The sequence below is a fragment of the Streptomyces sp. HUAS CB01 genome (genome assembly GCF_030406905.1).
GTDB lineage: Bacteria > Actinomycetota > Actinomycetes > Streptomycetales > Streptomycetaceae > Streptomyces > Streptomyces chengbuensis.
In genome coordinates this window covers 7,905,278-7,927,641 of the sequence record NZ_CP129137.1, presented here as the reverse complement: position 1 = coordinate 7,927,641, position 22,364 = coordinate 7,905,278, and the positions used below count along the sequence as shown (strand labels likewise).

Genomic DNA, 22,364 nt, shown 5'->3' with positions numbered 1-22,364 from the left:
ACGGTTCTCTTGGTCGAAAACCCATCTACCAGGGGCTTCACCACGTTGTCATCCCAACTGGCTCGCTGCTGCCACAAGTTGGAAAGGGCTCAGTGACCGTGCGAGCTGTTCGGGCAGCGTCGACATCGTATTGGCGAGGGCGGTCTTCATCGTGATCGCCCCATAACCGGCCAGCGCAGGACCATTCTTGACCGAGTGCTTGTGCCGGTAGCCTTCCTCGCGCGGCAGGTGAACCAGCATCGTGAATCGAGTTGACCGCTCGACGACAGTGCCGATCGCGGACCTCTCGAGGCCGATGATCAGGTCGCCTTCCCAGTGGCCGGGAACGGCACGGTCCTCGACTTCGGCAGGTCGTTCACTGATCAGCGCTTCGGGCGTCACATGCGCCCAGGTCTTGCGGCGCGAACGAGCGCGCGGGGCACGCAGTGCGCGGCCCGTGCGAAGGCACAAGATCAGCTCTCGCTTCAGCGCCCCGCGGCCCTGAATGTAGAGTGCCTGGTAGATCGCCTCGTGGCTGATGCGCATCGACTCATCATCCGGGAAATCAAACTTGATCCGGTTCGCGATCTGCTCCGGACTCCACGCCTGCACCCACGCGCGGTCCTTGCGGTGCGGCTTGTTCCGCCCCGTCCACGCGCCTGTCGCAGGTCCTGCGATCGCCCTGCCGCCGGGCGTGCTGATCTGTCCGGAAAGCCGCTTCTGGACGTACGCATGCAACCGCGGATTGGCGACCAGCTTCGATGTCTTCGGCCGGCGGGCGGCCATGTCCGATTTCCATTGCGCGACCGAAGCCCGGTAATCGAGCTTCCCGCCCCTGGTGGCCGCGTTGCGCCGCAACTCGCGGGAAATCGTCCCCGGATCACGGCCGACTTGCCGAGCGATTTCGCGAACGCCCTTGCCTTGGGCGTTGAGGAGCGCGATCTCCTCCCGCTCAGAGAACGACAGGTACCTGCCCGAATTCGGTTTCGGATCGAACGGTCGCATTCCGCCACACTGCCGAAACCAGCGCGTGGCCACCGCCGGCGCCACGCCGATAACCGCGGCCGCTTCCTCCGCGAGGAGACCTTTGGCGATTTCATCCCAGAACGCTGCTTCGATATGACGCTGAAATTTCGGATGCCCCGGAGACCTCAACTTTGGCCGTATCGCCCGATCGGCTCCCTGCTGACGACGAACCATCCCACACCTCGCTGATCATGAGGTGTTGCGACGACGGATTGAGACGTCGTCTCATTTGGTGAGTCTGCGATAGCAGATGAGGGTGCAGGCAATGCTGGTGAAGGCGAGGAAGTGGTCGGCCTTGCGCTCGTAGCGTCGGTGGAGGCGGCGGCAGCCGGCGAGCCAGGCCATCGTCCGTTCGACGGTCCAGCGGTGGCGGCCGAGCCGCGTGGACGACTCGATGCCCTTGCGGGCGATGCGATGGGTGATGCCCCGTCCGCGTAACCATCGGCGCAGGTGGTCGTAGTCGTAGCCCTTGTCGGCATGGAGCTTGCCCGGTCGGCGCCTGCGGGGCCCGCGTCGGGAGCGGATCGGCGGGATGCCTCGGACGAGGGGTTCGAGGGCCTGGCTGTCGTGCAGGTTGGCGCCGGAGATGCCGATGGAGAGGGGCAGACCGGTCCGCTCGGTGATCAAGTGTACTTTCGAACCCTTCTTGCCCCGGTCGACAGGATTCGGACCTGTCAGGTCCCCCCTTTCAGGGCCCGCATGTTCACCGAGTCGATCGCACACCGGCTCCAATCCAGCTCGCCCCGCGCGCCGAGCTCGTCCAGCACCAGGCGATGGAGCTTGGCCCACACCCGCGCCTTGCTCCACTCGGTGAACCGGCGATGGGCCGTCGGCCCGGACGGGCCGAACGATGGCGGCAACTGCCGCCATGTACAGCCCGACGTGGCCACGAAGACGATCGCCGCCAGCACCTCGCGGTCCCCGTACCGTCGTCGGCCGCCACCCTGCGGCCGCGTCGGAGCAGGCGGCACCACCCGCTCGAACAACTCCCACAACTCATCCGGCACCAGACGCTCCACGATCCCCACGACCGCAGACTATCGAACAGGCCAAATGAGACGACCTCTGAATCCGCCTTGCGATCCGTGATCGGTGTGCATGATCGCTCCGTCGAGACTGCCGCGAGTTCGCTCTGCTGCCGCCAGGGCGTCGGTGACGAGCTCGGTTCGCATGTGATCGGCGATCGCCCACCCGGCCAGACGGCGCGAGGCGAGGTCGATGACGGTTGCGAGATAGAGCGGCTTCGCGCCGCTGACCGGCAGGTATGTGATGTCGCCGACGTACTTCGTGTTCACCTGCGTCGCGGTGAAGTCCCGACCGATCAGGTCGGGGGCCTTGGCCGCGGTCGGGTCCGGGACAGTGGTTCGGTGTCGGCGGCGCAGACGCACTCCCTCGAGTCCGATGGTCCGCATGACTCTCGCGACGCGCTTGCGGTTGATCCGTTCGCCCTGGTCGCGGAGTTCGGCGGTGATCCTGGGAGCCCCGTAGGTGCCGTCGGATTCCTGATGGACCGTGCGTATCCGGGCCGCGAGCTCGGCCTCGGCGACCTGCCGAGCCGCCCTTGCGGCGGCGGTGCGGCGCCAGTAGTAGAAGCTCGAGCGGGAGAGGCCGAGGATGTCGCAGAGCCGCTTCACGCCGAACCGGCGCTGGTGATCCTGGACGAACTGGCAGCGGTTCACCGGCGCGTCTCCGTCGCGAAATACCGGGCTGCCTTGCGCAGGATGTCGCGTTCTTCCTCCAGCTCACGGATCCTTTTACGTGCCGCGGCCAGTTCCGCCTGGACGTCGTCACCGCCATTCCGGGCAGCGGCCGGCGGTGCGGAGTGGGCGCCAGGGCGGCGCCCGTCGGCGGCCCGGATCCAGTTCCGCAGTGTCTCGGTGTTCACACCGAGATCACCAGCGACCGACTTGATCGTCGCTCCAGGCCGCGACCGGTACAACGCGACCGCGTCCGCCTTGAACTCGGCGGGGTAATGCCTCATCCCCACAGGGACTCCGTTCTCCCGGACCATCAAGATCCAAGTGTCTCCGGTGTCCAAAACCCGGGGTCAAGGCCCGCCGTTTCGTTCGGATCTTGCGAGGCTTGTCATACTTCCCGAGTGGAGATACAAGCCGAGGAGGCAGCGCGGCGTTGGCTGGCTGATCAGGGCGTCCGCCAGGTGGGCGACGGGTGGGTGAGTGACGAGAAGCCGGACGTGTTGTTCACCGCCAACCAGGTGGCGCAGTCCTGGGCCGGCGATGTGTTCGCAGAAGACCTGGATGCAGCCGACCAGCTGCGGTTGGCCTTCGGGCTGCTGGACCTCCTCGACGACCACTGGGTCACGTGCGAGATCCGGTTCGCGAACGACGATGCGGAGGGCCCCCTGCCGGCCGACGTGCTGTGGGACGGCTACCGTCAGCGGCTGGAGGCGGACCGGGACGTCGAGGCCGTCACCTACTCGCTGTGGGTGGACTGGTTCGAGGACCACACCACTTCCGCGACGGCCTTCGCCGAGGTCCTCGGTAACGACATCGACCGCGTGGTGGCCGAGCGATCGGAAGCCCTGCTCCGCCGAGCCCGTAGCGTTCTGGAATGTTCAGGCCCGGTGCGCTGGACGGTGAAGGAGCCGACGTACCGCACCGCCATGCGGCTTCCCGCCCTGCACGCGGCCGTCTTCCGCGGCCTCCTGGCGAGCTTCCACGACGTCTACGGCGACCTGGAACCGGCCGCCGCACTGGCCCTCCTCGACCAGCTGGATCTCCCCCCGAACACCCAGCACCTTGCCCAACTGCGCCACGTACTCGCCGCCGGGCACAAGAACCGCTACCGCAGCCCCGGCGCCTGGGAGGATGCGGCTCGCTCCTGCTCCTGAGTCGTGGGCCTGGCAGACCAAAGAAAGACGCCGGCGACGTAGGGTCCGGCCAGGTAGATGGTTGCGGTCTTCTCGTAGCGGGTGGCTATGCCACGCCACTGCTTCAAGCGGTTGATGCACCGCTCGACGGTATTGCGCTGCTTGTACGCCTCGCGGTCGAAGGCGGGTGGCCTGCCACCTCGGCTGCCGCGCCGCAGCCGGTGGCCGCGTTCATCGGCCGGAACGGGGATGACCGCCCGAATTCCGCGCTTGCGCAGGTGCTCGCGGATCGCGCGGGAGGAGTACGCCTAATGGGACGCGAAGGCTGGTACGCGGGCCGCGATCATGGTCGCGGGTTCGCACCAGTTTTCCGGGCCTTGGATCCTTAACCGGAGCCCGCGTCCTGGCCGAGATTGGCGACGACCGGACCCGGTTCGCGAACGCCGGCTCGCTCAAGGCTTACGCCGGAAGCGCCCCGGTCACCCGGGCCAGTGGCAAGAGCTGCGTCGTCATGAGCCGAAAGGTCAAGAACCAGCGGCTGGCGGCTGTCGGCTACGTGTGGGCCTTCGTCTCTCTCACCAGATCACCCGGCGCCAGAGCCCACTACGACCGCCGCAGAGAAGCCGGCGACCGCCACGTCGCCGCTCAGCGCAACCTCTTCAACCGCTTCATCGGAATGCTCTTCCACTGCCTCCAACACGGCCGGCACTACGACGAAGCGAAAGCATTCCCAACTCAGCCGCTGGAAGACCACTCCACCACCGCGGCTTGACGCTTATCCGCGTGGGATGTCTTGTCGGCCAGGACCACGTCCGGCCTGGTACGGGGACGTCCTCGCTGCCGAGGCACGCGGAGACGGGCCATGACGTGAGCGAAGGCGGGTGCGCCACCGGCCTGTCCGGCGGTGAGCACGAAGGCCAGTGGTCGGCAGTGGGCATCAGAGGCGAGGTGGATCTTCGTGGTCAGTCCGCCGCGAAACCGGCCGATGGCATTGTCATCGGGCTCGCCGGCCGGGGCCCCCTTTTGCGGGCCCCAGCCGCGTGCTGGTGAGCCCGCACGACAGTGGAGTCGACCGAGACGGCCCAGCCGAGGTCTTCCTCGGCGTCGGCCTGTGCGATGAGCGCGGTGAACACCCGTTCCCAGGTGCCGTCGATGACCCTCATTGGACATCGCCGCGAAAGGCGGCTGGAACGGGTGCTGCTGCTCCGGGCGTCCTGAAGCAGCATTGATGTCTCCCGGCGGGTGGATCAGCTGAGCATTGCACGGAGGTCCATCGTCCATGGATGCTGGGGACCAAAGCGGCGCTCGAACACCTGTAGTGCCTTCTGGAGCAGGTCGCCTGTCTCTTGGGCATGGCCTGTCCGGAGTAGGACGGCGGCCAGGGCCTGCATGGTCATGGCTGTGTCCGGGTGCTCCGCGCCGAGGGCCGCTGTTCTATTGCCAAGTGCGGCGCGCAGGTCGGCGGCGGCGCCCGCGTGGTCGCCGCGGGTGTGGCGTAGTTCGCCGAGGAGGTGCAGCGTTCGGCCGTATTCCGCGTTTTGCGTCTTGCTCAGAAGGTTGCGGGCGTGTTCGAACAGGTGTTGCGCTTTGTCCAGGCGGCCCTCCCGCTGTGCGACCAGTCCGAGGTTGCGTATGGTGACGGCGTAGTCGTGGCCCAGTTCGCCTTGGATGTCGCGCCGGATGTTCAATGCTTCCCGCAGGCATCGGCCGCCCGCGCCGGGCTCGCCGCCGAGTGCGAGGCTGACTCCGAGATTGTTGAGCACGCGAGCTCGCAGGGGTGGGTTCGAGCGGGACGTTGTCTCGTCGCCAAGCAGGGTCAACGCTTGGCGGTAGTGCTCTGCGGCGGTCTCGTACTCGCCGAGCCGTTCGCTGATCATTCCCAGGTTGTTCAGCGTCGTTGCCTGCGTGTCACTGCGGCCGAGGGCCATGCCGTACAGGCGGCGAGCCGCCGCGTAGTCGCCGGTCATCCAGAACGCGAACCCCAAGTTATTCAGGTCAGTCCCGGAAGTTGCGGCCAGCAGGTCATCGTCGTGCACCGTATCGCCGGATGCGCCGGACATCTCTATGAGCCGGGTGGCGCTGGTCAGGTCACCTTGCTCGAGGGCGCGGGAGCTGGCGCGGACGGCGGCAGACAGTGTCTGCGGGTGCCGGGTCCCGAGCGCGGTCTGGTACAGCTCCAGCGCTCTTTCGTCGTGTCGCCGGGCCGCGGCGCCTTCGCCCGCCTGATGCAGGATGTGGCCCAGCATCATGTGGCTCCTCGCGGTGGATGTGGGATCGCATCGCTCCCCTAGGGACTCACGGATGTCGACCGCCTGCCGCGCCAGGTCCGTGGCGGTGGCCAGGTCACCCTGCTCGATGGCGATTTGGGCGAGGTTCATCATCGTGACGCTCGTCGGGTAGGCGTCCGGGCCCAGATCCCTCAGTCGGATGTCGAGGGCCTCGCGCAGGTACGGCTCGGCGAGATCCCAGCGGCCGCTGCCTATCTGCATCTGGCCGAGGTTGTCCAGCGTGGCGGCCAGGTTGGTGGCCTCCCGACGCGGATCCCACAGGCGCCGGGCGCGTTCCAGGTAAGGCTCCGCCAGGACCCGGGTAGGCCCGCCGAGGTAGGCGTAACCGAGGTCGTTCAGCTCCTTCGCGGTCTCCGGCGCGTCAACGCCGAAGATTTCCTCCTTGATGGCCAGAGCCTGCTGAAGCCACGACACCGAGCCGTCGCGGTCACCGCGGCGGCTCAGGTAGAGACCGAGGACGTTGGCGAGCGCCACGGCGACGAGGTCCCGGCGCGGCAGGGCCCGCTCGGTCAGCACGCGCAGGTGCGGCTCCAAGACCGCCCGCATGGCGGGGGTGCCGCCGAATGCATGAACATCGCAATGGACCCATGCCTCCGACTCGACTTGGCGCAGGCTCTCCGGGTTTCCCAGCCGGTCCTGCACAAAGGCGGCCACCAGCCGGTGCAGCCTCGGCGCACCGTCGACGGCCATCTGCACGAGCCCCAGATCGGCCAGGCGTTGCAGCGCCTCCTCCAGATTCATGGCAGCGTCCTCGCCGTCGTCGAGCCCGAGCGAGCTGAGCAGCAACGGTCGGGGGATGCCCTGCCCGGGCGCCAGGTAGGCGGCGTGCAGGAGGCACTGCCGCGTCGGCTCGTCGTCGAGCCTGTCCACGCTGAGGGCGAACATGGCTGCGATGGTCTGGATGTGCCGTGTCGGTGAGATGCCGGACGCCGACAGCGAGCGGTGGTCGACCGCTGGTGAGCTGCGCAGCTGGCTGAGATAGCCGTCGGGAGTGATGGCCGCCTTGAAACGGCTGACGTAGCTGCCGGCCAGGTGCAGGGCAAGGGGCAGCTGCCCGAGCTCGTCCGCGATGGCGGCCAGTGCCCGGCTCTCGGCGAGCGAGGACGGCGGGCGGTACCGGGATAGCAGGGCGAGCCCGTCGTCCGGCGGCAGCACGTCGATTTCCCGGACGTCGAGTTCCATCGTCGGGTCCCACGCCGAGCGTCGGCTCGTCACCAGGACGCGGCATCCGCCCGACGGCGGCCGCCAGCGCTCCAGCGTCTCCTCGTCCTCGCAGTTGTCGAAGACGAGGAGACGGGGCAGCGGGCTCTGCCAGGCCCCGCGGACGAGAGCCACCTGCTGCGCGGGAGCGAGAGCAGCGAAGTCGGACCGCAGGTCCATGCCTTCTGTGCCACCGCATGCCGCGACCTCGTGTGGAGCGGTCGCCGGATCGGCCAGGCTGACCCAGAAGACGCCGCCGGTGTAGAAGGCGCCGTAGCGGTGGACGTATTCGCTGGCGATCTGGCTCTTCCCGACACCGCCGAGTCCGGCGAGGACGACGGTCGGGACCTGCCCGTCCCGCGGGCCCAGATGACGGGCCAGCCACTGCAGTTCCGGGGCACGGCCGGTGAAGAGGCGGTTGCGGGCGAGGGGCATGCGGGACTGCGGCGGCAGCGCCGCCGGGTCGGGCACGGCCTGGGTCGGCAGCCGCGCGAGTATCCGCGCTCCCTCCGCGACGGCGCCCGCGGTAGGCGGGGGCGCGGGCGCCACCTTGTATGTGGCGACGATCGCCGTGCCGCCTTCGGCGGCCTGCGCAATGTAGCTGCCGCTGGCGCTCTGGGCGCCGACCTGCCGGTCCACGGTCCCTATGCCTTCGGATGGTTGACGTTCACCTCCGCGTGACCGTGCCGGTCCGCCTGCGCGATGTAGGAACCGATGGCCTGCTGCACGGACGACGCGACGGCGGGATCCTGCTGGAGACGCGCAAGCAAGTCCCGAGCGGCGGCCGCGATCTCGTCGTCCCGGTCGGCGCCGCTGCGGACCACCTCCTCAGCCAGAACCTCGCGTCGGCCGGCACTGTCCGGACGGGTTTCGACGGCCTCGACCGCCTCGACAACGTCGCTGCCTTCGCCGAACCGGCCGACCAGCAGGTTCTTGAGCCGCCGATAGCCGTCAACCACCACCTGCTGGCTGGCGTCCCCTGCCCCTTGGAGGAGCCCCGCGGCCACCGCACCGACGATCGCCGCCGAAATCGGATCCATAATGTCCTCCCCCTGCGCATTCCCCACCGTTTCGACGCACATTACAAGGTTCATGGATGCTCGTTCCTGGGGTTCAGGAAACTGCGGCCCGTCAGCGCGCTGTACCCCTCACGCCGTCAAGGCACTGAACAAGCTTCAGGAGCCCACTCAGGCAGGGAGAGCAGTTTCCTGTCCCTCTCACGTGCGTCAGCGGGACGGGGGGTGTGTTGCGGAGCAGGCGCAGGAGGCCTTCGACGTCGGTTTTCGCGAGGGCGGGTCCGAAGCGGAGGCTGAGAGTGAAGACCGCCGCGAGGATGGTGGTGAGTGCCTCGGCCGGTAGTAGGCGCTGACGCCGGGAGGCTGGGTGTCCATCTGGGGAGCGGGGGCCTGGGGCCGGGGGCCGTCTCCGGTGTCGCGGGGTTCGCCGGGGGCTGTTCCGGGGTGGGTGCCGCGGGCTGGGCGGAGGCGGCGGGCTGAAACGAGGCGAGGAGATGGCTGCCGCATCCTCGCGACCGCCCGGCGGAAACTGCGGGAGGACCCGGACGCGAGTCTCGACAGCATCTCTCAGGCAGCCGGCCTCGCCCGGCGCACCCTCTATGGACACTTCCCCAACCGCCGAGCACTGATCGCCGACCTGACACAAAAAGCAGGCCGTTAACTCCGGCAGGCGTTCGCCAGAGCCCGTACCGCGGATGCCGACCCGATCGAGGCGATGACACGAATGGTGCCGGCGGCATGGACAGTGGGCGACCACTACCGCATGCTCATCACCTTGGGACGGCGCCATCTGGGAGAGGAGACGATCCACGCCACCCTGGCACCGGCCCGCGAAGAAGCCATCGCAACCCTACGGCGCGCTCAGCGCGACGGCGTCTTCGCGGACCACCTACCAGCACCCGTCCTCCAACGATGTCGGCGCCCGCGACGTTCAGCTGACCAAGACCCAGTTCTACGAGAGCAAGTCATACCCGACCTTCACACCGACCGGTCCGTATCTGGCTCTGCTGGAGCCCGAGGACTTCGCTCATCTGCTGAACCTGCGACTGCGGCTGTCGGTCAACGGCGTGCCGCGCCAGGACCGCACCCTGGCCGACATGATCGTACGACCGGCCCAGGCGCTCACCCTGCTCGCCCGCTTCCAGACCCTCGACCCGGGCGACCTGCTGCTGACCGGCACTCCCGGCGGCACCGCCCTGAAGGCCCCGCCCAAGCCGATCGCGAAGATCAGCGCGTTGCTGCCGCCCGCGCTGAAGTGGAAGGCGTTCTTCAACGGCCAGGCCAAGAACCCCCTTTACCTGCGCGACGGTGACCTCATCACCGCCACGATCGCCACCCCCGACGGGCAGATCGACCTCGGCGAGCAGCGGACCCCCGTTACGGACACACCATGAAGGCCGCATCCCGGACACCGGTGGTGATCATCGGTGCGGGACCCGTGGGAGTCACGGCCGCGCTCCTGCTCGCCCGGTACGGAGTGCGCAGCCTGCTCCTCGAACGCCACCCCGATGTCTACCCCTTGCCACGGGCCGTCGTCGTGGACGACGAGGTCCGCCGGATCCTGCAGAGCGTCGGCGTCCACGTGCCCCTCTTCGTCGTACCCGCCCCCGGTGTCACGCTGGACGACGTCCTGCGCGAGAAGATCCGCAACGCCATCCGCACCGGCGCCTCACCCCGCCACGTCCCCGACGAGATCCTCGCCGTGGCGGCCATCCCGCACACCAGAACCGGCAAGAAACGTGAAGTCCCGGTCAAGCGCCTGCTCCAGGGCGCGCCCGCCGAGCAGGTCCTCAATCCCTCCGCGGTCGACAACCCGGACCTCGTCGCCTACTTCGCCGGCCTGGGGTGCCGCGGTGTCCCAGAGGCGAGGCGGGGGTGAGGGCGGGGCCCGGCCCGCCGACTGCGGCGGTGATCGGCAGGCCGGGTGGCACGGCAGGTGACCGGTTCCTACCGTGCGAGGAGGGAGTCCAGTGCGGCGGTGAGTTCGGCGACCGGGTCGGTGGCCGCGCCCTCGGCGCGCCAGCCGATGAAGCGGTCCGGGCGCACGAGGACGGCGCCTTGCGGTGTGTGACCTCGGGCGGCGGTCCAGGTGGAGCGCAGGTCGCGGTAGTCGCCGTCGACATGGCCGACCCGGATCGCGTCCAGCGGCAGCCCGCTCTCGGCGGCGATCTTCTCGACGGCTTCGCACCACGCCTGACCGTCCTCCCCGGCGATCAGCAGCAAGCGGCCGGGGCGCACCAGACGGGCCAGGGCCACGCGACGGCCGTCGAGGTCCTCCAGCCAGGCGTGGGGCAGCGGGTGTCCGGGGCGAGCGGCGGGCTGGTAAATGCGGACCGGGTCGGGGTTCCCGGGTGCGGGAGTGCCGTCGGGAACGACGGCCGCGGACTCGTACGTGTAGCCGAACTCCACGCCCAGTTCGTTGAACTCCATGGACTGGGCGGCCACGGCAGCGAGGAAGGTGCGGCGGAAGTCGGCGTCGGCGGGATCCTCGCTCCACAGGCGGCGTGCCTGCCGCCAGTTCTCCTCCTCGTCGGCCTCGGGCCCGCCGCCGAAGAGGGCGCTGATGGCGATGTGGTTCATGGCGTTCTCCAGCGAGCGCTGGACGTTGGTCGCGTCCACCGGGCGCCGCTCGGCCTCGTAGGTGTCCAGCAGGGCAGCACCGGCATGGCCGTTCAGCACGGCGGCGAGCTTCCAGGTGAGGTTCTGGACGTCGTGCATGGCGGAGGTCAGGCCGAGGCCGCCGGTCGGCGGATGCCGGTGGGCGGCGTCGCCGGCGATCAGGACGCGGCCGACGCGGTAGCGGTCGGCGACCACGCCCTCGAGGGTCCAGCGGGAGATCATGTGGACCGTCACGTCCTCCTCGCTCAGGCCCAGTCCGGTGCGCAGGTCGGCCAGTACCGACTCGTCGTCCAGCGCGCGGCCGTCATCGGGCCCGTAGTTGAGGTGGAAGACCCACTCCTCGGACTCGGGACCCCAGTGCCTGGGGCCCATGGGCACGAGAACACCAGGGATGCCGAGGCCGGGCAGCCACAACCAGCGGATCAGCACCTCCGGGTCGCGCGCCCAGCGGGACAGGTCGGCGGAGAGGTGGAACGAGACCACACGCGCGAGGTCGCGCACACCCTCCTGCACGATGCCCAGGGCGGGTCCGACGGTGCGGCCGCCGTCGCAACCCAGCAGGTAGCGGGCCCACACCCGGTAGGTCTCGCCGGTCTCGCGGTCGGTGACGGCGGCGGTGACGCCCTCGTCGTCCTGGGCGAGTGCGGTCAGCTCGTGGTGGAAGCGGACCCGGCCCGTGGCGAGTTCCTCGGCGCGGGTGCGCAGGACCGGTTCCAGTCGGATCTGGGGCAGGTTGGCCTGTCGCTCGGGGCTGGCCGCGAGCCACTCCGGAGAGTTCCCGCCGGCTCCCCAAGCCTCCATCCTGGCGACCCTGCGGCCGTAGTCTTCGTGGTCGCCTGCCAGGCCGACGTACCAGGCGGTGTGGGACATCTGCTCGGCCGGGGTGGAGGCGGCGTAGATGGTGTCGGCCACGCCGGCGTCGCGCATGATCTCCATGGCGCGCTGGTTGAGGACATGGGCCTTGGGCAGGACGGAGGTGCTGGGCCAGGCGGTGATCAGCAGGGACTCGATGCCCATGCGGCTGAGCAGCATGGAGGCGGTGAGCCCCGCACCGCCTCCGCCGACGATGAGGACGGGGACGTCGATGTCGTTCACGGGTACTCCATGGGGTGTCACGGCTCGGGGCCATGGCGTGGGGACGGCTCAAGGGCGGCGGGGGAAGAGCGCCAAGGGCGTTTCCCCGGTCGATTGATCGAGGCGGGATGCCCGTCCCGTTCGCGGGTTGAGCGAGCGGCGGCGAACGGATGCGAAAGGCTGGTCGGTTCCGAGAGACGCCCGGTCGCTGCGGGCGCGCGTCGGCAGCCGGGACGGCGCGGAGCGCCGAAACGGTGGTGTCGATTCAGAGGCCGCACACGGCCTCGGCGGCCAAGGCGGAGAAGATGCGGTGGGCGCCGTACGAGCCGTACGAAAGCAAGGCGGCCTACCGGAGCCGGGCTGAGTATGGACGCTGTGCTACACCAGCCACCGCGCGGAGGCGCAGGGCAGCAGATGCTGGCGGACGTCGATGCGGCTCCTCGTGATGCTCCTCAGGTCCCAGGCGGCGGCGATGCTAGCCGCCGGCCAGCACGACGAGATCGGCTCCGGCCAAGGCCCCCACGATGACGGCCGGCAGGCAGCGGGCCGCCGGATCGCCGCTGCGCAGGTGGGCGACGACGGCTCCGGCCATGAGCAGGATCAGGCCGACCGATGCGGCGGCACCGAGCGCGGTGATCCGCAGGCCGAGCAGCAGACCGGCCGCTGCCGCCACCTCCAGAGCGCCCAGCAGACGGTAGTGGGTGGTGGTCATGCCGACGTGGGACGCGGCCTGGCGCATCGCGGGGAGTGCCGCGAGCTTGGCCGACCCGAGCAGGAGGAAGATTCCGGCGAGGAGGACGGCGAGGACGATGGCGGTGGTGCTCATGGGGTCTCTCTCTCAAGTGGCTTGCTGGGGGCGTACTGCCAGTGCAGGAGGTACCGGTCGAGGGCTGCGGTGACCCTGCGTCGTACCGCCTCGTCGGCAAGGGCGGGCACCGTGACGCGGACACCGCCGTCGTGCGGTCGGCACAGGATGCGTTCCGGGTCGCAGTCCGCGCCCTGGGCGGCCAGTTCGGCGTGGACCGCGCGGCGGGTTGCGTCCACGCGGAGGCCGAGCTTGTAGGGCTTGCCGACGGCGGTGAGCGGGATGGCGTCGATCACGAGCACCTCGCGCGGGGTGGCGGCGCGTTCGGGGACCCGTTCGGTGGCCCAGGCGAGCAGTTCGGCGGGGTCGGTCCGGGCGCCGGGGGCGAGGGTGACGTAGGCGACGGGCACTTCGCCGGCGTGCGGGTCGGGACGGCCGACCGCCGCGGCGGCGGTGACCTGAGGGTGGGCGAGGAGGGCGTCCTCGATCGCGGCGGGGTCGATGTTGTGGCCCCCGCGGATGATCAGGTCCTTGGCTCGGCCGGCGAGATGGATGAAGCCGTCGGCGTCGATGCGGGCCAGGTCGCCCGTGTCCAGCCAGCCGTCGCAGATCTTCCCGGCGGTCTCCAGGCGAGGCCCGTGGGCGGTGTGCTCGGCGACGTACCCGGCGAAGACGACCGGGCCGCTGACGGCGAGCACCCCGGTGGCGCCCGGCGGCAGGTCGTGCCACTCACCGGTGTCCGGGTCGATCCGCACCGTCTTGACCTGCTGGTAGGGCAGGCGCCGGCCGACACTGCCGGGGCGAGTGTGGCCGGGCAGGCCGAGGGCGGAGGCGCAGGTCGCCTCGGTCAGCCCGTAGCCCTCGCACAGGGGGATGCCGGTGTGCTCCTCGAAGGACTCCCGTACGGCGTGCGGCAGCGGGGAGGCGCCGACGGCGGCGAACCGCATGCTGGAGACGTCCGCGTCGACGGGGACACGGGCGAGGACGGAGTACACGGTGGGCACCGCCGACATGGCGGCGATGCGGTAGTGCTCCACCAGCTTCCAGAACACCGGATACAGCTCGGGGTCGCGGTAACCCAGCGGCCCGGCCCACACCACCTGCCGACCGCGCAGCAGCGGGCCGAGCAGGGTGACGATCAGAGCGTTGACGTGGAACAACGGCAGCGCCGCGAACATTACCGAGTCCTCGTCGAGAGGGATGCTCGCGGCCACCATCCAGGCGTCGACGACCTCGTTGGTGTGCGTGTGCGCGGCGAGCTTGGGAGTTCCGGTGGTGCCGCCGGTGTGGAAGTAGGAGGTCAGGTCGTCGGCGGCGGGGGGCTCGATGTCCACCAGCCGATCGGCGGGATGGGACGCGGCAAGCTCCGTGAGATAGCCGACGCGTACGCCCTCGATGGGGTCCAGAGCGGGGGCGGGGCCGTCGGCCAGGGTGGGGGTCAGTGCCAGCAGCGCGTCCAGCCGCAAGGCCGCGGCGACCTGCCGGGCCGTGGTCCACACCTGTGCATCCAGCTGCGGACCGGCGGCGATGAGCACCCGCGCGCCGCTGCGCCGCAGCAACTGCTCGACGTGCTCGGACGCCAGGCCCGGGTTGACCGGGGCGGCGATGCCCGCTGCCTGCGCGGCCAGCAGGGCGCCGGGCAGCTCCGCGGTGTTCGGCGCGAGCAGGCCCACGGCGGTCCGGCGGGTGACGCCGAGAGAGCCCAGCAGATTGGCGGTGCGATGCACCTGGTCACGCAGTTGCGCGAAGGTGGCTGTGGCGGGGCGCAGGAAGCGGGCCGCATCGGGTAGCACCGTCAGGGCCGGGCGGTCGGGCCACAGGCGGGCGGCGCGCAGCAGGGTGTCGTAGGTGGTGGCGGGCAGGCCGCGCTCATGCAGCGGAACGGCCTCGATCGTGAACAGGTCCGCGCTGCTGTCGGGGGTGGGCCACAGCAGGTCGGCGGGTGTGCGTGTCACCGGTGCGCCTTTGCAGGGTGAGGGATGGGGTCAGGTGGCCGGCCCGGTACGGGGATGCCGGGCCGGCCGGTCCCGGGCGGGGGTCCCGGGAGCCGTCAGCGGGCGCGCACCACCGTGCGCTGCTCGCCGAGATCGAGTGCGCCGTCGTCCGTCGCGATACGAGCCGTGACGACGTCGCCGTCCTTGAGGTAGTCGGGGTTCGCCTGCTGGCGGGCGAAGAACTTCTGCCAGCGCTTGTGCGGGGGCAGCAGGGCGGCAAGCGTGGTCAGGAGCCTGCCCGGAGACTTCAGGGCGGTGCCGCCGGGGGTTCCGGTGAGCAGGACGTCACCGGGCTGCAGCTGCTGGAAGCGGGCGAGCAGACTGAGGGCGTGGGCGGGCCGGACGATCATGTCCGTGGTGGTGCGCTCCTGCCGGGTGGCCCCGTTGACCTTCAGCGTGAGCCGCAGGTCCGGCAGGCGGGCCAGGTCGTCGGCGTCCACCAGGAGCAGCCGGGGGGCCCAGCGGAGTGAAGGAGGGGTACGACTTGGACTCGTAGAACTGCGTCTTGGGCAGCTGCAGGTCACGCGCGCTGACGTCGTCCGCAACGACCAGCGCGGCGACATACTCCGCCAGCGTGGCATCGGTGACCTCGGTGCCGACCGGCAAATCGGCGCCCATCACCAGCCCGAGCTCCACCTCGTAGTCCAGGAAGCGCACGTGCTGTGGACGCACGATGTCCTGGTAGGGCCCGCTGACGGACCCGGACGCCTTGCGGAAGAACGCGGGCGGAACGATGTCCGGGTCGAATCCGGAGTCCACCGCGTGGGAACGGTAGTTGACCATCTGCGCCACCACCCGGCAGGGCGTGGTGACAGGCGACAGCAGCTCGGCTTCTCCAGCCGAAACCCCGGCGTCGGGGTCACCCGCGGCGCGGGAAGCCGCCTGCTGCACGGCGGGACGGTCGGCGAGCAGGCCGGCGGTGGTGTCCGCGTCGGTCTCGACGCGGTGCAGCCGTCCTGTGCCGCTCTCCACCCACCAGCCGTCTGTGGTGCGGACGACCTGGATACTCATCGGCTCTCCTGAGTCCTGGACAGGCACCGACCGGACCGCTCCCGCGAGCAGCTCCAGTCAGCAGTGATGAGAGAATCAGTCCAGATGACGACCCTGTCAACGGCAGTCAGTCGTGACGAAACAATCAAATCTGATGCGCTGGGTGTGGTGGAGAGATGAGTATCGACCGACAGGGCAGGGCCGACAGTCGGACACCCAGCCACACGCCCAACCGCGTGGACCGACGCAAGGCGCGTACCCGTGCCGCGCTGATCGCCGCCGCGCAGGGGTTTCTCGCCGAGCAGGGGCGGATCGACGTGAGTATCCAGGAGATCACCGAGGCGGCGGACGTCGGCTTCGGCTCCTTCTACAACCACTTCACCAGCAAGGACGAGCTGTTCGACGCGGCCGTCGCCCTCACCCTGGAGGAACACGGCGCACTCCTGGAATCCGTCGTGGGAGACCTGAAGGACCCCGCGGAGATCTTCGCCGCCAGCGTCCGCCTGACCGGCCGACTGCAGCGCACCCACACACAGATCGCCAGGATCCTCGTCCGTACGGGCATGCCCTATCTGACCTCCGACAGCGGCTTGGCACCGCAGGCGATGCGGGATCTGCGGGCCGCCGCCGACACCGGACGGCTGGACATCGACGACCCGCGCACTTCTGTGGCCATGGTCGGCGGCGCCCTGCTCGGAGTGCTCCACCTACTGGAGACCCGCCCGGACCTCGATGCCGCGCATGCTTCCGACCAGCTGGCCTTCCGCCTGCTGCGCATGTTCGGCATGACGCGCACCGAAGCACAGGAGATCGCCACTCGGCCCCTGCCGTCGCTGCCCCGGACCTGACAATGGCGAGCAAGATCGGCGACGCATGCGGATGTGACCAGCGCCCGTAACGCGGTGTACCGCACGTCGCACCCGCGCAGAGACACGTCGCCCATGTCCGCCAAGGGGGCGCGGCGGATCCCCGACGGATCTCGGCGTAGAGGACTGTTTTGCCTGCCCGGGAGGCGCTGCCCGGGCGGGCCGTCTCTGCGGGCGTCTCCACCCTGACGGCCAGTACTCCCAGAGCCGGCATTGGGGCCGTCATCCTCTTCATCGTCTATCAGCAGGCCGAAAACCACCTCCTGCAACCGGTCATCCTGTCTCGGACGGTGAAACTCAACCCCCTCACCGTGCTGTTGGTCACCCTGATCGCCGCCGAAGTCGCCGGAATCCTCGGTGCCCTGCCGGCGATTCCCGTCACCGGCGTCATCCAGGTCGTCCTCGGTGACATCTGGGCTCACCGCGGCGGTCGGTCACCGGGACTGCCGACACGGACTGACAACAGTCCCGAGAACGCCTACCGTTCCGACGCCCCCGAATAACGGGCTGACGGAATCCGGCAGCCCAAGCGCAACGATGAGTTCGCTCAGACCGCGTTTGAGATCTGCTCTGTCTTGCAGCTGAGGCGCCGCCAGAGTGGTCGGTGCTGTTGAGGGGAGCTATCTGATGGGGTGGCCAGAGGTGATATCGGTGAAGCACGTCCTCATCAGCGAGGGGAGGCGAACGGCGACCTGCGAACCAGGCGTTGCAAAGTCAGCTAATGTCCGAGCATGGTGGAGAAGGACATACTCGGGACAGCGCCAGATGACCCTGTGGCAGCCAAGTGGCAGGTCGTGCGGGACATGGACGCGGGCCTCATCGACAAATCCCTGGTAGAGGCCGCATACGCAAACCCCGCCCTCCGGGCTCTGTTTCCGCTGGTCACCCATGGATCGCTGCAGTTCAGCCGGTGCACCCGTTTCCCTTGGTCGCAAGACCTGCCCTCGATCTTTCCCTACGATGGCGAACGGTACTTCCGTGTTCGTCGGCTGCATGAGCCGTGCGGTTCGGGGCGGGAGCAGATCGGTGGCGCTGTTACTGCCGATGAGGCCGTGGAACTCGTAGCCTCGCACCTCCCCCCAGGCTGTGGTCCTGCCCTTGACGGCACGCCCGACGACCTCGAATCGCTCAGTTGAGTCAAACAGCCTGTCCGGTTGCTGTGCGTACGAGCGGCTGCGGGCCCGGCCGCGTCGCCGGTCGGCCGCGGGTGAGTCGGCGGACCATGATGCCGATCATCGCCCAGCGGATCACGGTCTCGGACCGGGCCGGAATGGTCTCGTAGTCCCGGGCGAGGCGGCGGTGGGCGGTGAGCCAGGAGAAGGTGCGCTCGATCGCCCACCTCTTGGGTTGGACCTGGAAGCCGCGCTGCTCAGGGTCCTTGCGGACGATCTCCAGCTCGCGGCTCAGGATGGCGGCCGTCCAGTCGACCAGACGCCCGGCGAAGCCCTGGTCCGCCCAGATCTTCTTCACCCCGGGGTAGTCGAGGCGGGTCCACAGCAACGGGCGCCGCGCGCCGTCGCGGTCCTGGACACTCGCGGCGACGACGTGGACGGCCAGGAGCAGGCCGAGGGTGTCGGTGACGATGAACCGCTTGCGGCCCTTGACCTTCTTGCCCGCATCGAAGCCCCTGGTCGCGGCGGGGACGGTGTCCGCCGTTCGCACGGACTGTGAGTCGATCAGTCCGGCGCTCGGCTCGGGGGCGCGGCCGTCGGCCTCGCGGACCCGGGCACGCAGGGCGTCGTGGACACGCTCGACCGTGCCGTCGTCGTGCCACCAGGTGAAGTACCAATAGACCGTGGGCCAGGGAGGGAAGTCCTTCGGCAGCTGCCGCCAGGAGCAACCGGTCCGGACCACGTAGAAGATTGCGTTCACGATCCGCCGCCGCGAGTGCTTCTCCCGCCGCCCGCCCTTCGGCCCCACCCGCGCCGGCGGCAGCAACGGCTCCACCAATGCCCACTGCCCGTCCGTCAGATCCGACGGATACCCGTCCCCAGAACCACTCACGCAGAGCTCAACGAGTACTCCAACCCACGGCCACGGCAGATCTCAAACGCGGTCTCAGGTCGACGACGGCGCCTTTCTCCGCCAGGCGAAAGACGTTGACAGGCAGACACGGACAGTGTTCGAGCGGGCCCTGGACGTCGGACTGACCGAACACCTCGGCTGCTGCTGCGGTGGTCACCGGGAGGGCTTCTCCGCTTCTCCGGCTCGGGCGGAACGTGAGTGCGCCCTGACGAATGTGCCGAGCCCGAGACAGCCCGGCCCAGTTGGGCGCGCCGCACGACGCCGACGTCGCCGTCATGGCCGCGCCCACTACGATGCGCACGAAACGCCTCCGCCGGCCGACAGTCCGCGGAGGCGCATGATGTCGCCGCTCGCCGACGCCCGGTCGGTCCGGCTCCGCCGGTCAGTGCTGGGCGTGCGGACGTGCGTGGAACAGGGGGCGCCGCTGGGGGGCCGTGCCGGCATCCAGATGGCCGATCTCGACGCGTGTCCTGATGGCGCGGACCACCTCGGCCAGGCCGACGACGATGGCCATAACGCCCACGACCAGGGTGAGTGTCCCGATGGAGGCGAACGGCATGACGATCATCACGATGCCGGCCATAGAGCCGATGATGCCGAAAGCCACGTGCCAGCCTCGGGCCGGCATGGTCTGATCGGAAGCCGCCGCGACCGTCTCCACGATGCCCCGGAGCAGCCAGCTGAAGCCGATCCACAGGGCGAGCAGGAAGACCGACTCGAGGGGGCCCCGGAAGCAGACCAGTCCCAGCAGGATGGAGGCCGCGCCGCTGATGAAGTGCAGGACGCGAAGATGCCGGGGGACGTGGGTGCCGAAGGCGGCGGCGAGTTGGAAGACACCGGTGGCCAGCAGGTAGACGCCGAAGAGCACGCCGACGACGCGGAGCGTCTCGCCCGGCCAGACCAGGGCGATGACGCCCAGGGCGATGGTGGCGAGGCCCATGGTGAGCAGGAGCTGCCAGCCCACGTTCGCCAGGGCGGCCATGCCTTCGGCCGCAGGACCCTCTTGTGGTTCGGTGCCACGTGGCGGAACGGAACCGGGCGATTCCGAAGGAGATGTCATGGCACCTGCCTCCTTCTGTGAGCAGCGTGGTCACCTCACTACATGTCCATCGTCACCCGATCAACCTCATGCCGCTCGGTGGGGAGGGCGCGGGTCCGTGGCGCATGAGGTAGCTCCTCCGTCCTGCGGAAGCCGGGGGCGTTTTCGCCGGACCCCCCGGATGACGGCGGCCAGACACAGCCGCGGTATCCGTCGCGTTGAAAACCGCATTCACCCGTGGGCGGTGATGACGGCACGTCCTTCGATCCTGCCGTCGTGCAGGAGCTGGTAGGCCTCGTCGGCGCGTTGCAGGGGGAAGTGCTCGACCAGCACCTTGATCTTTTCCTGCTGGGCGAGCGTGATCACATCCATCAGTTCGGTCAGAGAGCCCCAGTAGGGCGAGGCGACCGAGCACTCGTGCGGCGGACTGGAGAAGTCGACGGGCAGGGCTCCGCCGCCGAGACCGACGATGGTCAGGTGCCCGAGCACCCTGGCCACCCGGGCGGCCATCCGCAGCGTCGGCTCTGCGCCGACCATGTCCAGCACGAGCTGAGCGCCCTGCTGCCCCGTCATGTCCTTGATGCGCGCGACCGCCTCGTCGCCCGAGAGCAGAGCCTCGTCGGCGCCCATACGCCTGGCGGTCTCCAGCTTGCCGGCGTCGGTGTCCACGGCGACGACGGTGGTCGCCGTGCTGAGCGCGCGCAGGATCTGGATGGCCATCTGACCCAGACCGCCGGCCCCGATCACGACCGCGGTCGAGCCCGGCCCCAGCAGGTGCAGCGACCGTTTCACAGCGTGATAGCTGGTCAGTCCGGCGTCGCTGAGCGGGGCGGCCTGGCGGGGATCGACGGTGCCGAGCGGTATCAGGTAGCGCACGGCCGGGACCAGCAGGTACTCGGCCATGCCGCCGTCGTGTCCACCGCGCAGGCCCGGGCCCTCACCCGCGCGCCTCTGGCAGTAGTTCTCCTGGCCTTGACGGCAGCTTGGGCAGATGCCACAACCCCAGGAGCCGTAGACGATCACAGGATCTCCGGGCTGGAACCCGGTGACGCCCAGTCCCAGCCGCTCCACCCATCCCGCGTTCTCATGGCCGAGCGTGAAGGGCGGGTTCGTGAAGCCGGGTAGCGGTTCGGGTGCTTGCATGATGTGCAGATCGGAGTGACAGGCACCGGCACCTGCGACCTTCACCAGGACCTGGCCCGCGCCGGGCTCGGGCACCGGCACCTCGCGCAGTTCGGGCGGCTGCCGCCAACCGACGAGTTGAAAAGCCCGCATAGCGATCCTTCACGCGCACACTGATCAGTCGCGGACGCCGTCGATGTCGACCAGGACGTGGCGCGGTCCGCGGAAGATCTGGTTGTGCCGGTACGGCGGGGGGTCCTCGACGAGCCTGGGGTTCTGCACCCGGCGGACGAACTCGCCGACCGCGACCTGGACCTCAAGTCGCGCGAGCGGAGCGCCGAAGCAGAAGTGGATGCCCTGGCTGAATCCGAGGTGCTGGTTGTCGGGGCGTTCGAGGTCGAGTTCGTCGGGGGCGGTGAACCGCTTCGGGTCGCGGTTGGCCGAGCCGTATGCCAGGAAGATCGGCGCGCCCTTGGGGATGGTGGTGCCGGCGATGTCGATGTCCTCCACGGCGGAGCGGGTGTGCCAGAACTGCACCGACGACTCGTAGCGCAGCAGTTCCTCCACGGCGGGCACGATCAGGTCGGGCCGGCGGCGCAGCTTCTCGAGCGCGTCGGGGTGGCGCAGCAGGGTGAGCACGCTGTGGGCGATGAGGTTGACCGTGGTTTCATGCCCGGCGAAGATCAGGAGCAGGGCGTTGCTCGCGAGCACCCCCTGGGACATCCCTCCCTCCGGGCGGTTTTCGTTCACCATGGCCGAGAGCATGCCCGGGCCGGGCTGCCGGGCGTACCGGTGGAGCAGCTCGGCTGCGAACTGCCCGAACTCCTGCACGGCCTGGCGGCCCCCGGCCAGTCGGCTCTGCATCTCCTCGGAGGCGGCCTCGGGACCGAAGTCCAAAGCGTCCAGGGCCGTTTCGATCCAGTGGTGGAAGCGTGGCTCGTCCTCCAGTGGCACGCCCAGGACCTTGCAGATCACGGTCACCGGCAGGGGGTAGGCGAAGTCGTCGACGGCGTCGATCCGGGTCTTGCCCCGCATGTCGTCCAGGAGCCCGTCCACGATGCGGCGGATCTCGGGTTCCAGGTCGGAGATCAGGTGAGGGGAGTGGGGTGGGCCGACGAAATGCGGCATCATCATCCGGCGATCCCGATCGTGCTCGGGTGGATCCTGGGTGATGATGTTCGGCTCCAAAGAGATGACCGCCTCCGTGATCGGCTCCGCCTCCGCCTCCACCGATCCCTCGGCCGGGGCCGCGGCCGGGACGGGGCACTTGCGTGGATCCGAGCTGACCCGGGGGTCGTGCAGCAGCGTGACGATCTCCCGGTAGGTGCTGACGACGTAGGTGCCGTCCGGCTGCCGCGCCACCGGTGTCTTGCGCAGTTCCTCGTAGAACGGGTACGGGTTGGCGCGGTTCGTGTAACGGAGGGCCTGCTGCCAGGGGGTTTCCTCGATCACGAGTTCCCCTCCTTCTTCCTGTCGATGCTGTCCGCCTAC

At 69.3% G+C, this 22,364-nt stretch carries 18 protein-coding genes and 6 pseudogenes; 8 read left to right on the top strand and 16 right to left on the bottom strand.

The features are described 5' to 3' along the window. Positions 1 to 87 precede the first annotated feature (87 nt). The 4 genes and pseudogenes from QRN89_RS34685 to QRN89_RS35915 all read right to left on the bottom strand — a co-directional run. Positions 88 to 1,179, bottom strand: a pseudogene (locus QRN89_RS34685) (IS30 family transposase); the annotation flags it as partial. A 51-nt stretch (positions 1,180 to 1,230) separates the two neighbouring features. Then, a protein-coding gene (locus tag QRN89_RS34680) for an IS5 family transposase (RefSeq protein WP_435833291.1) occupies positions 1,231 to 2,027 on the bottom strand; the annotation gives its coding sequence in 2 pieces (ribosomal slippage) (positions 1,231 to 1,697 and positions 1,697 to 2,027; 798 coding nt in all). 15 nt (positions 2,028 to 2,042) lie between these two features. Continuing rightward, positions 2,043 to 2,684, bottom strand: a complete 642-nt coding sequence (locus QRN89_RS34675; protein WP_435833290.1) for an IS3 family transposase — start codon at positions 2,682 to 2,684, stop codon at positions 2,043 to 2,045. Next, positions 2,681 to 2,986, bottom strand: a complete 306-nt coding sequence (locus QRN89_RS35915; RefSeq protein WP_435833289.1) for a transposase — start codon at positions 2,984 to 2,986, stop codon at positions 2,681 to 2,683. Before QRN89_RS35915 ends, QRN89_RS34675 begins: the two co-directional genes overlap by 4 nt. 192 nt (positions 2,987 to 3,178) lie before the next feature. Here QRN89_RS35915 and QRN89_RS34670 point away from each other — a divergent pair, with 192 nt between their 5' ends. Further along, complete coding sequence (locus QRN89_RS34670; RefSeq protein WP_290353364.1) at positions 3,179 to 3,856, top strand: hypothetical protein; 678 nt, start codon at positions 3,179 to 3,181, stop codon at positions 3,854 to 3,856. Here QRN89_RS34670 and QRN89_RS34665 read toward each other — a convergent pair. After that, positions 3,808 to 4,143 (bottom strand): annotated as a pseudogene (locus QRN89_RS34665) (transposase); the annotation flags it as partial. The gene QRN89_RS34670 and the pseudogene QRN89_RS34665 sit on opposite strands and share 49 nt — an antisense overlap. 41 nt (positions 4,144 to 4,184) lie before the next feature. Here QRN89_RS34665 and QRN89_RS34660 point away from each other — a divergent pair. Then, positions 4,185 to 4,607, top strand: a pseudogene (locus QRN89_RS34660) (transposase); the annotation flags it as partial. A gap of 20 nt (positions 4,608 to 4,627) precedes the next feature. On the opposite strand, the pseudogene QRN89_RS35910 reads toward QRN89_RS34660, so the two are convergent. The 3 genes and pseudogenes from QRN89_RS35910 to QRN89_RS34645 form a co-directional block, all read right to left on the bottom strand. Next, a pseudogene (locus QRN89_RS35910) lies at positions 4,628 to 4,968 on the bottom strand (transposase); the annotation flags it as partial. A 114-nt stretch (positions 4,969 to 5,082) separates the two neighbouring features. Further along, complete coding sequence (locus QRN89_RS34650; protein ID WP_290353363.1) at positions 5,083 to 7,962, bottom strand: tetratricopeptide repeat protein; 2,880 nt, start codon at positions 7,960 to 7,962, stop codon at positions 5,083 to 5,085. A 5-nt stretch (positions 7,963 to 7,967) separates the two neighbouring features. Then, positions 7,968 to 8,417: a Het-E N-terminal domain-containing protein gene (locus QRN89_RS34645; protein ID WP_290353362.1), complete on the bottom strand. Its 450-nt coding sequence runs from the start codon at positions 8,415 to 8,417 to the stop codon at positions 7,968 to 7,970. Between the two features lie 289 nt (positions 8,418 to 8,706). Here QRN89_RS34645 and QRN89_RS35710 point away from each other — a divergent pair, with 289 nt between their 5' ends. The 3 genes and pseudogenes from QRN89_RS35710 to QRN89_RS35905 all read left to right on the top strand — a co-directional run bounded on the left by QRN89_RS35710 (position 8,707) and on the right by QRN89_RS35905 (position 10,218). After that, positions 8,707 to 9,000 (top strand): TetR/AcrR family transcriptional regulator, encoded by a 294-nt coding sequence (locus tag QRN89_RS35710; RefSeq protein ID WP_356948684.1) that lies wholly within the window; start codon positions 8,707 to 8,709, stop codon positions 8,998 to 9,000. Positions 9,001 to 9,244: 244 nt separating this feature from the next. Next, positions 9,245 to 9,733, top strand: a pseudogene (locus tag QRN89_RS34640) (fumarylacetoacetate hydrolase family protein); the annotation flags it as partial. Next, a complete protein-coding gene (locus tag QRN89_RS35905; RefSeq protein WP_290353361.1) occupies positions 9,730 to 10,218 on the top strand; it encodes an FAD-dependent monooxygenase in 489 nt (162 codons plus the stop codon). The pseudogene QRN89_RS34640 and the gene QRN89_RS35905, both read left to right, overlap by 4 nt. A gap of 68 nt (positions 10,219 to 10,286) precedes the next feature. Here the strand turns inward: QRN89_RS35905 and QRN89_RS34630 are convergent, their stop codons facing one another. The 4 genes and pseudogenes from QRN89_RS34630 to QRN89_RS34615 form a co-directional block, all read right to left on the bottom strand. Then, on the bottom strand, positions 10,287 to 12,053 hold the full coding sequence (locus QRN89_RS34630; RefSeq protein ID WP_290353360.1) for an FAD-dependent monooxygenase: 1,767 nt from the start codon (positions 12,051 to 12,053) through the stop codon (positions 10,287 to 10,289). Between the two features lie 454 nt (positions 12,054 to 12,507). Further along, positions 12,508 to 12,858, bottom strand: coding sequence for a DoxX family protein (locus tag QRN89_RS34625; RefSeq protein ID WP_290353359.1), 351 nt, complete (start codon positions 12,856 to 12,858; stop codon positions 12,508 to 12,510). Beyond that, a complete protein-coding gene (locus QRN89_RS34620) occupies positions 12,855 to 14,792 on the bottom strand; it encodes an acyl-CoA synthetase (protein WP_290353358.1) in 1,938 nt (645 codons plus the stop codon). The genes QRN89_RS34625 and QRN89_RS34620 overlap by 4 nt, the downstream gene beginning before the upstream one ends. A gap of 95 nt (positions 14,793 to 14,887) precedes the next feature. Next, positions 14,888 to 15,842: pseudogene (locus tag QRN89_RS34615) on the bottom strand (fumarylacetoacetate hydrolase family protein). A gap of 155 nt (positions 15,843 to 15,997) precedes the next feature. Here QRN89_RS34615 and QRN89_RS34610 point away from each other — a divergent pair. The 3 genes from QRN89_RS34610 (at position 15,998) to QRN89_RS34600 (ending at position 17,823) form a co-directional block, all read left to right on the top strand. After that, positions 15,998 to 16,669, top strand: coding sequence for a TetR/AcrR family transcriptional regulator (locus QRN89_RS34610; protein ID WP_290353357.1), 672 nt, complete (start codon positions 15,998 to 16,000; stop codon positions 16,667 to 16,669). Positions 16,670 to 16,818: 149 nt separating this feature from the next. Next, positions 16,819 to 17,190: an AI-2E family transporter gene (locus QRN89_RS34605; protein ID WP_290353356.1), complete on the top strand. Its 372-nt coding sequence runs from the start codon at positions 16,819 to 16,821 to the stop codon at positions 17,188 to 17,190. Positions 17,191 to 17,418: 228 nt separating this feature from the next. Next, complete coding sequence (locus QRN89_RS34600) at positions 17,419 to 17,823, top strand: DUF6193 family natural product biosynthesis protein (RefSeq protein ID WP_290353355.1); 405 nt, start codon at positions 17,419 to 17,421, stop codon at positions 17,821 to 17,823. A gap of 1 nt (position 17,824) precedes the next feature. Here QRN89_RS34600 and QRN89_RS34595 read toward each other — a convergent pair whose 3' ends face one another. The 4 genes from QRN89_RS34595 to QRN89_RS34580 all read right to left on the bottom strand — a co-directional run bounded on the left by QRN89_RS34595 (position 17,825) and on the right by QRN89_RS34580 (position 22,325). Beyond that, positions 17,825 to 18,730, bottom strand: coding sequence for an IS5 family transposase (locus QRN89_RS34595; RefSeq protein ID WP_435833312.1), 906 nt, complete (start codon positions 18,728 to 18,730; stop codon positions 17,825 to 17,827). Between the two features lie 364 nt (positions 18,731 to 19,094). Beyond that, positions 19,095 to 19,772, bottom strand: coding sequence for an HdeD family acid-resistance protein (locus QRN89_RS34590; RefSeq protein ID WP_290353353.1), 678 nt, complete (start codon positions 19,770 to 19,772; stop codon positions 19,095 to 19,097). A 210-nt stretch (positions 19,773 to 19,982) separates the two neighbouring features. Further along, a complete protein-coding gene (locus tag QRN89_RS34585) occupies positions 19,983 to 21,026 on the bottom strand; it encodes an NAD(P)-dependent alcohol dehydrogenase (protein WP_290353352.1) in 1,044 nt (347 codons plus the stop codon). A gap of 24 nt (positions 21,027 to 21,050) precedes the next feature. Continuing rightward, positions 21,051 to 22,325, bottom strand: a complete 1,275-nt coding sequence (locus QRN89_RS34580; protein WP_290353351.1) for a cytochrome P450 — start codon at positions 22,323 to 22,325, stop codon at positions 21,051 to 21,053. Positions 22,326 to 22,364 lie beyond the last annotated feature (39 nt).